This is a genomic window from Acinetobacter sp. AS23, assembly GCF_023612055.1.
Lineage (GTDB): Bacteria > Pseudomonadota > Gammaproteobacteria > Pseudomonadales > Moraxellaceae > Acinetobacter > Acinetobacter oleivorans.
This window is the reverse complement of record NZ_CP082274.1, coordinates 2,648,810-2,661,294: the sequence shown is the minus strand read 5'-3', so window position 1 is coordinate 2,661,294 and position 12,485 is coordinate 2,648,810. Positions and strand designations below refer to the sequence as shown.

Here is a 12,485-nt window from a genome sequence, read left to right as displayed (position 1 = left end):
GTAGGGAGACGTTTGTGCAAAAAAAGGAAACCACTGCGGTTGATCAATTCGCAGAGCTATTGGGTGTTCAAGTGCTGCATCGCAGTTTTGATGAAGCGCGTTGCAAGCTTAATATAAAAGACGAACACATGAATGCCTTGGGCGGCGTACATGGTGGTGTCATATTTTCTTTAGCCGATATTGCTTTTGCGATGGCTTGTAATGCAGGGAATGCGCCATACACTGGCCTACAGGCGGATATTCGCTATATGAGCGGTGCGAAAGATAAGGTGTTATTTGCAACGGCAACCAAGGTTGGTAGTAGTAAAAAATTTGCACATTATGAGGTGGTGATAACAGATGGTTTGAATAATAGAGTCGCTTTATTTACATCTACATGTTACAGACTTGCGCCGTGAATGGGTTGCATACAGTTAGCAAACAAACTAGAGTGTAGAAAAACTACTTCTTTATTTTTCATGTTATCTCGTCGAAAACTTCCGTCCTTAAATGCTTTGCGTGCTTTTGAAACAGCGGGCAGGAAGTTAAGTTTTCGCGCTGCTGCTGATGAATTAGGTGTTACACAAGGTGCTATTGCTCAACAAGTTCGTGCACTAGAAGATCATTTAAACGTTACTTTGTTTCAACGGCTTCCACGAGGACTGTCTTTGACTCCTGAAGGAGCAAAGTATCTGGTCAATATTACTCGTGCTTTCGACATTCTTACTGATTCGACAGAATTACTATTAGATCAGCCTGATAGCGTTACGATAAGTGTCACACCAACCATTGCTGCTAAACTCTTAATTCCTCGGTTAGGCGATTTACATACTCTATTACCTGACATTAACTTACATACATTAGCTACTGAAGCAGTATCTGACTTTGATCGGGATCAGGTTGATATTGCCATCAGGCTTACCACAAAATCATTTCCAGATAATTTAGAAACACAATTATTGTTTCGTCAGGAACTCGTAGCTGTCGCAAGTCCTTATTTTGTCAAAGATTTAACGTTGCCATTAAAACGTGAACAGTTATTATCAATGCCACTTCTGCACGATGCACACGATCAATGGCCAAAATTTCTAAATACATTCACCAAGTTGTCAGGGCCTATATTTAATCAAACCACTCTGGCGTTGGATGCTGCTGTGTCAGGGCAAGGAATAGCTTTAACATGTCGAGCGTTTGTTGAAGCAGATATTAAGTCAGGAAAACTAGTACAAGTTATTTCCGACACTAAAATTGTTGAGCCAAGTTATTTTCTTGTCAGAAAAAAAGTTCTACATCCGAATGACAAAGTAGATCAAATTTGGAAATGGTGTATTGAATATTTAGGTACAGAGCAACCATAAAAGGAGAGTTTTATTGCTGTGATGAGTTTAACTCCAATCTTGAAGGGATAATGGTTTAGCAATTTATCCCTTCAAATTTTTATTAAGATTCATTATACCGAGCGAGTTAAGCCACCATCTACTCGAATATTCTGCCCTGTAATATAAGCAGCACTATAAGATGCAAGGAAAGCAACTGTATCTGCTATCTCTTCTTTTGAACCATAACGCTTCATTGGAACATTGTTAATGCGTTCATCTGTTTCTGGCTGAGTATCAATCCATCCAGGTAAGACATTATTAATACGGATATTATCAATCGCATAGGTATCTGCACAAATTTTGGTAAATGCTGCCAATCCAGAACGAGCAACTGCCGAAGTTGGAAATAGTGAGCTAGGCTCAAATGTCCATGCACTAGAAATGTTGATAATTACACCTTGCTTTTGTTTTTGCATTACAGGAATAACTAAACGTATAGGTCGTACAGCATTAAGAAAGTAAGTGTCTATACCATCATGCCAATCTTGGTCTGTTAATTCTAAAATTTCCTTGCGGGGACCATGTCCTGCACTGTTAACCAAAACATCTATTCGTCCCCAACGTGAAAGAGTTTCATCAATAAGGCGTTGAACATCGTCTATTGATTGATTTGATCCAGTAATACCTAGACCATTCAGTTGGTTTGCGAGAGCTTCACCTTTTCCTGATGAAGAAAGAATAGCAACATTAAATCCATCTGCTGCTAATTTTTTTGCAATAGCTGCGCCCATACCACTCCCAGCAGCTGTAATAATAGCAACTTTCTCAGACATAATTCTCACCTCTAGATTTAATTAAAAATATGAAATATTTAATAAATTTTGAGATGATGTTAAAATTTAAGAGGGTGTTGAGCAAACGATATATATTCGTTGAACCCAGTAGAAAATCTATTGTCTTAATCAATATTCAAATTATCGTTTTTAAAAAAAGTATCCTAAAAATAATTGAAACCGATGATTTATTAGACATTTTAAATTTTTTAGTAAATTTCTAATGGAAAGCTTGAATTCGGTTAATAGGTCTTCACACAAATCTGCATCTGTGTGCTGATAATATTTTTACCAATGTGCATTTACCCAAGCTTTTTTAAGAATTTGGCATTATGAAGTTGTGATAATAGACGGTTTGAATAATAGAGTCGCTTTGTTTACATCTACGTGTTACAGACTTGCACCTTAATAGATGGTTGTTTGATTGTTAGATTCAGAGTAAAACTTAACTAACACGACAGTTTGAGTCGTTTATATATTGATCAATTCAAAGACTTAGATATGATAAGAATTTCTTAACTAATGGGTTTTTATTATGTCTAAAAATGCAAAACAAACTTCAAATAAAGTCGCTAAATTAGCTTCAGAAGTATTGCGAGATCCATCTTCCTCAGCAATTCAGAAAAAGTTAGCTGGATCAGCTTTAGCCCAAACGCACTCCACTAAACAAACTGGAAGTGAAATGGAATCAGAAGCGTCTAGAGTATTACAAAGTGAAAAATATAATGGTACAACAAAGACTTTAGCTGCTTCTTTAGTTTCACAGTCAAATAAAGAAAGATAAGTTATGCCACTCCTTTAGGAGATTAAATAAAAAGATCCGTGGAGTTACCAAAATGAAGTTTGTTACATTACCTTCGTTTCGAAAAAATGATTCTTTAGTTCAATTAACAGATTTACTGACAGTTGTTCCCGAAAATAACTGGACGTGGGCAATATTAGACTTTTATGGGATAGGTCATGCTCCAAATAACCTGTCCATGGATGATTTTGAAAAACTTGTACGGTCTAGTCCACATGGAGTCTTTATGACATGGTCTGAATTAAATGAATTTTCAAATTCATTAGAGCAGATTTATGATTGTTTAATTATCGCAGCTAAATCACCACAAGATATTAGAGGTGATCAATTAAAAAAAGAGATCTTTGATAATTGTGAAGTTGTGATTGAAATGTTTGATAGTACGAAATGGTCTATTGGGGCTAAAGAAAAGGCATTAATGGAAAAAATATTATCAGTATATTGATGATAAATTTTGTTAGTGTTTTAAAAAAGTTGGAACATAGATCATGAGCAATCCATTTCAGAATGTCCTACAAGAGAGGATGCCATCGTAAGAATAGTAGAAGTAGAAAGCTCATATAAAGCAATGAATGTAACAGGTTCGCTTGAGCGAGAAGCTGTCGTGCTGATGGATGATGAATGGGTTCGTGATGAGAAGTATTATTTTCAAATAGAAGAAATATATACATATTATTTAAATTTTCTTGCTCAAAATAATTTCTTCGTTAGTCGTGAAAAAGTATTAGGAAAAGGTGTGAAAAAAGCGGTAGTAACACGCGGTGATTTGACTGATGAGGGTTGGTCTTTCTGGTTGTTTTCTAATACAAAATGGCTCAATTATTATGATAGGAATAGAGACAAACCACGTTTCAATGCACAAAAGAAGCTTGAAGACTTATTTAAAAAATGGCGTGAGAGTCAACAAATTTAGAGCAGTAGTAAATGAATAATCCAATTTCTAATGTACAAATTATGGAAGATCCTGAATACGGCGTAATACTAGTTTGTCCAAATTTGGAGCTTGCAGATCAATTTGAAGATTTTCTAACGGAAAAGCATTCTGTACTTTTCCATATAAAGCTTGAGCCAAATCAAGTTTCATTCTTTTTTGATAAAACAAACACTACTTCAAAGGTTAAAGAGCTATTCAATAATTTTATATTATCTAGTTAATTATAAAAGATGGAAATTGTTTGGCCAAAATAAATAAGAGAAAATGATGACAGTAGATAATTTGGAAAGTATAGATTTCATTAGCACTAGTCCAGAAGGGGATGTCGTGTTAACGATCTCTGATCATTTCGTATGGGGGAATGATGAGCATCTTTATATCCTGCAAGAAAAAATAAATAAGTATATTGATTTTATTGAGAGTGGTGATGTTTATGAAAAGTATGAACAAGCTATTGGCAAAAAATTTGTTATAGAACTTATTTATCGTTTCGATCCTTTTGTGAGTGATCTTAAATTTCTGGATAAGATTAAAAACTTTTTGAGTAGTATAGGCATAAAATTTCAATTTTCTAAGCTAGTCATCGGGTCGTAATTTATCGTTATTACAAACCTGAGTTTGATCATTATATGACTCGTTGAACCAAAGAAAATTTTGGTAAAACTATTTCTATTCCCTCATCCATCGTTACATTTGAACCCGACTCTTTAGAGTAGAGGATTAAATTTTTTACTAAGTTTGATGACTGATTTTTTGATATTTAATAAAAAATAACTAATATTTATCCTAATAGTAAAGGATATAAATGCGATCCAACTTTAGTGAAGTTAGAAATATTAAAGAGGAGTAGAAAATGAAAAAGCAGAATTTTAGTATTGGGGCTTTATTACAAATTGATTTAAAAAATGGTCAATATGCATTTGGTCGGGTCATAAATAAAGAGGAAACACTTTTTTATGACTTTTTTACAGATAATATTTCTAGTCTTGATCTCGATAAGATTTATTCAGCAAAAGAATTATTTCGAGTGCCCGTAATGAAATATGCTATTACTTCTGGTCAATGGGTAGTGATTGACAATAAGCCTATTGAGGCAGATTTGGCGATACCAAATAAATATTTCATGCAGGATGTGATTACCAAGGAGTTTTCAATTTATCACCAAGGTAATATTCTGCCTGCAACATATGAGGAAATTAAAGATTTAGAATCTGCAGCGGTCTGGGAGCCAGAGCACGTGGAAGATAGATTGAGAGATTATTTTTCAGGTGTACCTAATGTATGGGGTGAAGATTTAAAACCAAAGCCTTAAGTAAGTATTCTGATACGGGGAACGAAGCTGTATTAAAGAGATAATAAATCTCTAATTTCCAACTTACATTTCAAAATTAGCACCGCATTAAGCCTAAAAAATCCGTCCTCTATAACCCCCACTTAACAATAACTCCCTCATTATTTAGCCTTACTTTTCTAATGATTTAATTTAAAACAAATGGCATTTTGCGTGCTTGACTGCAATAGGGTTGGGCACTATTCTTTGCCTGCTGGCCTACATTGCCAGACGGTCGTCGCGGACCGTGATGAAAGATCGCATCAGAGTTATTCCTTCTGAGGGATAGTCTTATGCGTGAACTCCTCGTCTCCTCCCGTTGCGGTAGGACGGGAGAGGGACACCTTCGGGTGTGCTGGTTATATCTTTCACCAGTCCGCGAACCCTTTCTCGTTCTGCCACCATAATTTTAATGTCTGGCAGAACTCCCAATAAAAAGGAGTTGGCTTTGCACATCCATTATTTCTTGGCTCTTACTGCCAAAGGCTATAACAACACAGCTTAAAATTTTAAAGCAGCTTGATTGCCCTAAGGTTCTCAGGCTTTAAGTCTTTTTATTTAAAACTTAGCAATAACAAAATCGAGATGTGCTACGCATAGTCTTACGGGCTTTGCTATGCTTTTTTTCTCCCAAAAAAGTATCTCATTTAGAAACAACAAGAATTTATAACGGTAAAACCATGCCAAATTTAGTACTTTCCTCCCGTGCCATGCAAGTCATCAACAAGTCGATTCATTTATTTCACCATTTTGGGTTTCATACTGTGGGGATCGACCGAATTGTGAAAGAGTGCCAAATTCCTAAAGCGACTTTTTATAACTACTTTCATTCTAAAGAGCGGTTTATTGAAATCTGTTTAATCGTGCAGAAAGAACGCTTAAAAGAAAAAGTGGTTTTAATTGCTGAGTCTCACCAAGGTACAAGCGTGACTGATAAACTTAAGAAAATTTATCTTTTACACACCGATTTAGACGGGCTTTACTACCTATTATTTAAAGCCATTTTTGAAATAAAACTAACCTATTCAAAAGCCTATCAAGTCGCAATTAAATATAGAACTTGGCTAATCAGTGAAATCTATAGCCAGTTAATAAAACTAAAAACCGATGCAACTTTTCAGGATGCAAAACTATTTTTATATATGATTGAAGGCGCAATTATTCAGCATTTAAGCTCAGATGGAGCAGAAAACAGAGAAAGCCACTGGAATATGATTTCTAATATCTTTCTTTAGACGTTTGAGCCTTTGTTTGGGTAAGCTCTATATCATAGGGTTTTAGCGTATCTGGATAGGTTTAGACTACTTGTTTATATCCAATAGAAAACTGAATAAAGTTAACCAGATCATCTTCGAGAGCTAATAATTCAGTAAATTTGTTTTGGCAAATGTAGCGGAAAATAATTTCATAAGCGCCGCCAATTGCTGCATCATAAAATAAATGAGGAACGCTGACCCATTGATCTGGGTCATTCATTTTAATGATGTCATGTATAGATTTTAGTCTTTGTCCTAATTCTGCAAAAAATAAATTACGTTGTTCTAGACAGCGACTTCCAGCATTGGGGAACTCGATCGCCCAAGCCTTGGTAAAGTCTTGTTCACTATTGCATAGTTGTAAATAGGCACGAACTGAAGATCTAATCCATTGATCTGCATTCATATTTTCAAGTTTAATTTCAGAGAGAACTTGCTCAAATAAAGCTTTTCTACCTAAATCATCTGCTGCCAGAAAACAATCTTCTTTATTTTCAAAAATTTCATAAAACGCCTGCTTAGATACTCGTGCTCTTTTAACAATGTCTGTAATGCTTGTAGCAGCAAATCCTTTTTCTGCAAATGCACTAATGGCTGCTTTAACCAAACGTCGGCGTTGCTTTTCACGAGTTTCTTCAGTTAACAGGCTGGTGCGGCCTCTGGGTAAGCCTGCTGCTTGAGTATCGTAAGCGCCAGAGAGTTTTTCCACACTGAATCTTCTAAAATTTGAAATCTTGCTAAAACTATCATTAACCGCTTTTTTGCTCAAGATTGTTTTGTTCTCAGAAACTTTTTTATAAATAAATATATGAATTTCAATTGGATGAAAAATAACTATTGACTAAGGATATAAAGAAATTTACAAAAGAACTAATTGGTACTTTTGTAAAATGGAAATAATGATGACTACCCTTGAAGAAGTTAAACCTAAGCCATCCTCAACAGCACATCGTTTGATAGCCTCGTTTCCAGTCAGACGTTTAAGTTTCGATTTCACCAGTTCAAAGCGTTACTGGTTTGATAATGACGCTTATTTCACCCATTTGATGAATGCAATGTCAGCTATTTTTCCGCAAGGAGAATTAATGTTGATTGAGGCTCTGAGAAATATTCGAGATAAAATTGATGATCCTGTACTTCAAGCAGAGATAAGTGCCTTTATTGGACAAGAAGCGATGCATGCTAAAGAGCATTTGGCATTTAACCGTTATGCAGATGAACAGCAAATCAATATCAATGAATTGCAAAATGAAGTTAAAGCCTTATATGCCCTAATGCAAAAAATATTGCCAACTATGCATATCATGTCGGTTGGTTGCGCAATTGAACATATTACGGCAACTTTAGGCGCCGAACTCTTGCGTAATGATGAGTGGAATCATCGCTTAGTCGGTCCAGTTGCTGAGCTATGGCTATGGCATGCAGTTGAAGAAAATGAACATAAAGCGGTATTTTTTGATGCTTATGTAGCATCAGGCGGTGGATACTTATCACGTATTTTTTACATGACATTTGCAGGAAGCATTTTACTTTTCTTAATTGCGAATAACACACGAAGATTACTTAAAGCCGATGGAGTGCTTTCTTTAAATGGCATCACTAAATTTTTTAAAAAGGGCGTAGGTAATCAAGGATTACTGACACTACAAACCGTTAAAGATTTTTTAGATTACTACCGTCCTGATTTTCATCCTTTTGACCACGATACCAAAAGGTTAGAAAACCTTTGGCAAAAGCGTTTAGACCTCAAAATTTAAACTTGATAAAGCTTGCGCTTAGCCGCGCAAGAAAATTACAAGTTAAAAATGGAAAAATAATAGTGTGGCGTGATTACTTGGATTGGTTAAATATTAATAATCTGACCAAACATCAGGCCCATCCTTAATTTCGTCCATTGTTAATAAACAATCGTTGAGTTGCTGCTGGAGTTGCTCCCAATTAACGCCTTGTCCGATAAAAACAATTTCTTGTCGACAGTCACCTGTATGTTCATCCCATTTTTCAAAAATACTATTACGACGATAAACATCTTGAGGCCAATCAGCCTGATGAATGAAATTCCACCATTTTCCGACGTATTCCCAAGCAAATTGATTTCCTGTTTGCACCAGCATCGCAATATCCTGATAACGATTGGCAAACCAGATATATCCTTTACAGCGTAATAAAGCACCGTTACTCCATGCTTGCTGTAAAAAGTTCTGAAAACGCTGAGGGTGAAAGGGTAGACGCTCACTATATACCCAAGAAGAAATACCATAATTTTCAGATTCAGAATGGATCTCTTCATTCGGATCCATCTGTTTCATCCATCCTGGGGATTTCACTAAATCAGGTAAATTAAATTTGTGAGTATTTAGAACTTTTTCCAAATCAATTTCCCCAAAGACCATGGGTAAAATTTCTGCTGCGGGGTTCAGTTCATTGAGCAGTGATTGCAATTGAGAGTATTGTTCTTGCCCAATCACATCAACACGACTAACTAAAATAACATTAGCGTATTCAACTTGTTCAATCAGAAGATCCGAGAGAGGACGTGTTGTCGACAACTGTTCATCTTGATGGGCTGTCTCTACTTTGTCATTGGATTGAATCATTTGAGCAAAGTTTTCGCCATTTACTACAGTGACTAGAGTATCTAAACGAGCTAGCTCACTTAAGCTAAAACCATTTTGATCAAGAAAAGCAAATGTTTCAGCAACAGGCATGGGTTCTGAAATACCTGTAGATTCTATTAAAATATAATCAAACTGTGACTTCTGCGCGATTGTACTAATTTGTTCGAGTAAATCGGCCCTTAAGGTGCAGCAGATACATCCGTTGCTCATTTCAATTAATTGATCAGTACCACGACTGAGATCTACATGACGGCGCACATCTTCAACATCAATATTAATTTCACTCATATCATTGACGATTACTGCTACTTTCATATTCTGCTGATGATTCAGAATATAGTTAAGTAGGGTCGTTTTACCTGAACCTAAAAAGCCAGATAAAACAGTCACAGGAATACGAGACGAATTAAGTTCAAATTCTGATTTTAATGATATTGCTGTCATGCATGACCTCATAGTTCGTGATAGTTAATATAGAAAATCAGGTTAAGAGGTCTGAGCTTTATCTAAATAGCTTTCAAATAAATCAACGACTACCGAACCTTCAAGACCTGCATCTCCCCATAATTCCTGTGTTGAAAATTCAACATGATAAGTGGGTTGGGGTAATGCATCTGCATGACCATGGCCGGCAGCATCCGGGAATGGCCATTTTTCCGTGGTGCGGTGAAGGACAACGCCTGTTTTTCCTCTTACATAGGCGGGTACACGAATATGACCGGAAATCGATTCATCACGGACTGTAACCACGTCTCCAACTTCAAATGGTGGACGTCCTGAAATTGCTTCGCGGCCATTTGAATGATTTGGGGTCGCGAGTTGAAAATGAGATCCTAAAGCTTCATCGAGTTCTTCTTGCGTAATTACACCAGTCTCTGTAAGCAAAGTGGCTGTTGCAATCACATAACGCTCGTAATATTCAGTCCCAACATGTTGCCGTAATCCAATACGCTCAACAGCATGACGAATCTGATCAATGTTAAATTTATTGAGATGTCCTGCGCCTAAAAACATTAATGTATAGGCGAGGTGTTCCCAGTCTTTTTTAAATACAGGTTTATAGCTCTTACTGTTAATTTGGTGATCAATTGCGCCAAAACCTTGCTTACCACCTAAATCATGAAAACCATCCATTATGTTTACTCCACTATATCGTTGCTAAAAAGTGTGCTCAAAAACTAAGGTAATTTTGGCAATGCAACACCAATAAGTACGTCCTTGGTGATGAGCTGTTGAAGCTCTTCTTCAGTCATATGTTCAGTTCCTTCTGGGCGCATTGGTAAGACCAGATAGCGTGTTTCGGCAGAGGTATCCCATACTTTGATTTTGATATCTTCAGGTAGTTCCGTGCCTAGTTCTTTTAGTACCGTGCGGCCTTCACGTACTAATCGTGCTCGAAATTCAAAGCTCTTGTACCATTCTGGCGGCAAGCCTAAAACGGGCCAGTTAGTGCAAGAACAAAGACTACAAACAATCACATTTTTGATTGTTGGTGTATCTTCAAGGGCAACAATATATTCACCCTGTGGGCCGGTATAACCAAACATTTCACAGGCTGCCGTACCATCACGTAATAACAACTCACGATAGGCTGGGTCAGTCCAAGCTTTCGCAACAACACGAGCGCCGTTAGCAGGATCAAACTTATTGGCAAGCAAGTCAGTTAAACCTTCGATAAATCCTTCAGGTATTAATCCTTTATTGCTAAGGACTGTGTGTAATGCCCATGCTCTCTCGCCTGGGGTGGAGTTTGATGTTTTAGAAACAGATGTACTCACGTGTAAGACTCCTTGGTAGAGATGAGTTTCAACGAACCATATTCATGAAGAAATGGTTTGATTGATTGAACGTTTTGGGTTTTGTTTAACTTAAAAAGTTTTCCAGTCAACGGCTGCTTCAAAAGCGGCTGCTGCTTGATAGATCGTGCCTTCGTCAAAGTGACGGCCGATGAGCATCATGCCAACGGGTAAATCATCTACTAGCCCACATGGCACACTCATTGCTGGATGACCTGTAATATCTTGTGGGGCTGTATTTCCAATCATTTCAAAGGCACGGGTAATGTATTCCGTCAATGAACTGTCTGAGTCAGGCAGAGGTTGAGCAACAATTGGCAAAGTTGGCATTAATAGAAGATCGTATTCAGCTAATTTTTGGTCATAACCTGCGCGGGCACGTCTTACAATATTTTGTGCTTTAGCGTAGTAACGACCTGAATAGTTTCGAATGCCGTATTCGCCCACAAACATACAGACTTTTAATGTAGGAGAAAGCTGATCGGCTTTTTGACGCCAGTCTTTGTGTTTATCGAGTAGTTTGACATCGTATAAGCCTGACCAATTGAAGCCCATGCCATTCCCGTGCATCATTTGTGCAGTCAGACCTTCACAGCCTATCGGTGTCCATAATGCACCTGCCAGTTGATGTTCAGGCAAAGAGATTTCTTCAACAATGGCACCGAGTTTTTCAAACTCGGCTGCGGCTTGGCGGACTTTTTCTGCCACTCGTTGATCCATGTTAGGTAGAGCAAAGCCTTCCTTTACAACACCGATTTTTAAACCCTTCACACCGCGATTTAAATAACTTGTATAGTTTTCAACATGAACACCATACTGACGTGGGTCTAGCCCATCTTTACCTGCGATGACTTCAAGCAGTAGCGCATTATCTTGAACCGAACGACTTATTGGCCCTGCATGATCAATAGTATTTTCAATAGGCATAATCCCGCTATAGGGAACCAATCCATGGGTTGGTTTCATCCCATAAACACCACAAAAAGCAGCGGGAATACGGATCGAACCGCCTTGATCACAGGCAATTGCTAAATCAACATCGCCGTTTGAAACAAGTGCAGCACTGCCAGATGATGAACCACCTGCACAATAACCGTGACGATAGGGGTTGTGTACTGGGGCAGGGTCTGAGGTATGGCTGCCACCTGATAGACAAAAATGTTCACAGGTCGCCTTACCTAAAATCGTAGCGCCTTCATCAAGCATTCGAGTAACGACAGTGGCATCATAATCTGGAACGAAACCTTCCAAGGTCGATGAGCCATTCATCATTGGAACTTGAGCAAGTGATACATTATCTTTGAGAGCAACGGTTTTCCCTGAGAGTTTTCCAGTTGGGGCACCTTTGACTTCAGTTTTGTAATACCATGCATTTAGTTGATTTTCGGTGATATCTGGTCGATAAGGTTCTGTACGTGAGTAATGAACTTCCGGAATTTCATCTGCCAGTTCATCAATCAAATCATAAGCATCAAAATTAGCCTGCATAATATTTAGATATTCTTTGGCTTCTAAGTCAGTCAACTGCATGTGCAGGTTGCTTGCAATCTGTTTTAAATCATCGATAGTTGGTCTTTGAATCGCCATAATTTTTTACCCGTCACTTGTTATTCTGACT

The 12,485-nt window shown here is 37.4% G+C and carries 16 protein-coding genes and 1 pseudogene; 11 read left to right on the top strand and 6 right to left on the bottom strand.

All coding sequences use genetic code 11. The features are described 5' to 3' along the window. The first annotated feature begins 14 nt into the window (after positions 1-14). The gene (locus K6I41_RS12460) at positions 15-398 is read left to right on the top strand and encodes a PaaI family thioesterase (protein ID WP_250374462.1); all 384 of its coding nucleotides are present in this window, start codon (positions 15-17) and stop codon (positions 396-398) included. A gap of 60 nt (positions 399-458) precedes the next feature. Then, the gene (locus K6I41_RS12455; protein WP_250374461.1) at positions 459-1,337 is read left to right on the top strand and encodes a LysR substrate-binding domain-containing protein; all 879 of its coding nucleotides are present in this window, start codon (positions 459-461) and stop codon (positions 1,335-1,337) included. Between the two features lie 92 nt (positions 1,338-1,429). Here K6I41_RS12455 and K6I41_RS12450 read toward each other — a convergent pair whose 3' ends face one another. Then, positions 1,430-2,131, bottom strand: coding sequence for an SDR family oxidoreductase (locus K6I41_RS12450; RefSeq protein ID WP_002114397.1), 702 nt, complete (start codon positions 2,129-2,131; stop codon positions 1,430-1,432). A gap of 328 nt (positions 2,132-2,459) precedes the next feature. Here K6I41_RS12450 and K6I41_RS12445 point away from each other — a divergent pair. The 8 genes and pseudogenes from K6I41_RS12445 to K6I41_RS12410 form a co-directional block, all read left to right on the top strand. Then, positions 2,460-2,540: pseudogene (locus K6I41_RS12445) on the top strand (PaaI family thioesterase); the annotation flags it as partial. Between the two features lie 126 nt (positions 2,541-2,666). After that, positions 2,667-2,915 carry a hypothetical protein gene (locus K6I41_RS12440; RefSeq protein WP_250374460.1) on the top strand — a complete coding sequence of 83 codons (249 nt, stop codon included), beginning with the start codon at positions 2,667-2,669 and terminating at the stop codon, positions 2,913-2,915. A gap of 52 nt (positions 2,916-2,967) precedes the next feature. Beyond that, complete coding sequence (locus K6I41_RS12435) at positions 2,968-3,378, top strand: hypothetical protein (protein WP_250374459.1); 411 nt, start codon at positions 2,968-2,970, stop codon at positions 3,376-3,378. Between the two features lie 123 nt (positions 3,379-3,501). After that, positions 3,502-3,846, top strand: coding sequence for a hypothetical protein (locus K6I41_RS12430; protein ID WP_250374458.1), 345 nt, complete (start codon positions 3,502-3,504; stop codon positions 3,844-3,846). 11 nt (positions 3,847-3,857) lie between these two features. Next, the gene (locus tag K6I41_RS12425) at positions 3,858-4,088 is read left to right on the top strand and encodes a hypothetical protein (RefSeq protein WP_250374457.1); all 231 of its coding nucleotides are present in this window, start codon (positions 3,858-3,860) and stop codon (positions 4,086-4,088) included. Positions 4,089-4,131: 43 nt separating this feature from the next. Beyond that, on the top strand, positions 4,132-4,461 hold the full coding sequence (locus K6I41_RS12420; protein ID WP_228710337.1) for a DUF6572 domain-containing protein: 330 nt from the start codon (positions 4,132-4,134) through the stop codon (positions 4,459-4,461). Positions 4,462-4,720: 259 nt separating this feature from the next. Beyond that, on the top strand, positions 4,721-5,179 hold the full coding sequence (locus tag K6I41_RS12415) for an Imm26 family immunity protein (RefSeq protein WP_250374456.1): 459 nt from the start codon (positions 4,721-4,723) through the stop codon (positions 5,177-5,179). A 698-nt stretch (positions 5,180-5,877) separates the two neighbouring features. Continuing rightward, positions 5,878-6,432, top strand: a complete 555-nt coding sequence (locus K6I41_RS12410; RefSeq protein WP_250374455.1) for a TetR/AcrR family transcriptional regulator — start codon at positions 5,878-5,880, stop codon at positions 6,430-6,432. A gap of 61 nt (positions 6,433-6,493) precedes the next feature. On the opposite strand, the gene K6I41_RS12405 is transcribed toward K6I41_RS12410, so the two are convergent. After that, on the bottom strand, positions 6,494-7,162 hold the full coding sequence (locus K6I41_RS12405; RefSeq protein WP_250374454.1) for a TetR/AcrR family transcriptional regulator: 669 nt from the start codon (positions 7,160-7,162) through the stop codon (positions 6,494-6,496). 193 nt (positions 7,163-7,355) lie between these two features. Here K6I41_RS12405 and K6I41_RS12400 point away from each other — a divergent pair, with 193 nt between their 5' ends. Then, positions 7,356-8,210 carry a metal-dependent hydrolase gene (locus K6I41_RS12400; RefSeq protein ID WP_250374453.1) on the top strand — a complete coding sequence of 285 codons (855 nt, stop codon included), beginning with the start codon at positions 7,356-7,358 and terminating at the stop codon, positions 8,208-8,210. A 93-nt stretch (positions 8,211-8,303) separates the two neighbouring features. Here K6I41_RS12400 and K6I41_RS12395 read toward each other — a convergent pair whose 3' ends face one another. From K6I41_RS12395 to K6I41_RS12380, 4 genes are all read right to left on the bottom strand, one after another. Next, the gene (locus K6I41_RS12395) at positions 8,304-9,515 is read right to left on the bottom strand and encodes a GTP-binding protein (protein ID WP_250374452.1); all 1,212 of its coding nucleotides are present in this window, start codon (positions 9,513-9,515) and stop codon (positions 8,304-8,306) included. Positions 9,516-9,557: 42 nt separating this feature from the next. Continuing rightward, the gene (gene nthB, locus K6I41_RS12390; protein ID WP_192454872.1) at positions 9,558-10,205 is read right to left on the bottom strand and encodes a nitrile hydratase subunit beta; all 648 of its coding nucleotides are present in this window, start codon (positions 10,203-10,205) and stop codon (positions 9,558-9,560) included. A 44-nt stretch (positions 10,206-10,249) separates the two neighbouring features. Next, positions 10,250-10,849 (bottom strand): nitrile hydratase subunit alpha, encoded by a 600-nt coding sequence (gene nthA, locus K6I41_RS12385; RefSeq protein ID WP_199942375.1) that lies wholly within the window; start codon positions 10,847-10,849, stop codon positions 10,250-10,252. A 90-nt stretch (positions 10,850-10,939) separates the two neighbouring features. Further along, complete coding sequence (locus tag K6I41_RS12380; RefSeq protein WP_250374451.1) at positions 10,940-12,454, bottom strand: amidase; 1,515 nt, start codon at positions 12,452-12,454, stop codon at positions 10,940-10,942. Between the last annotated feature and the right edge of the window lie 31 nt (positions 12,455-12,485).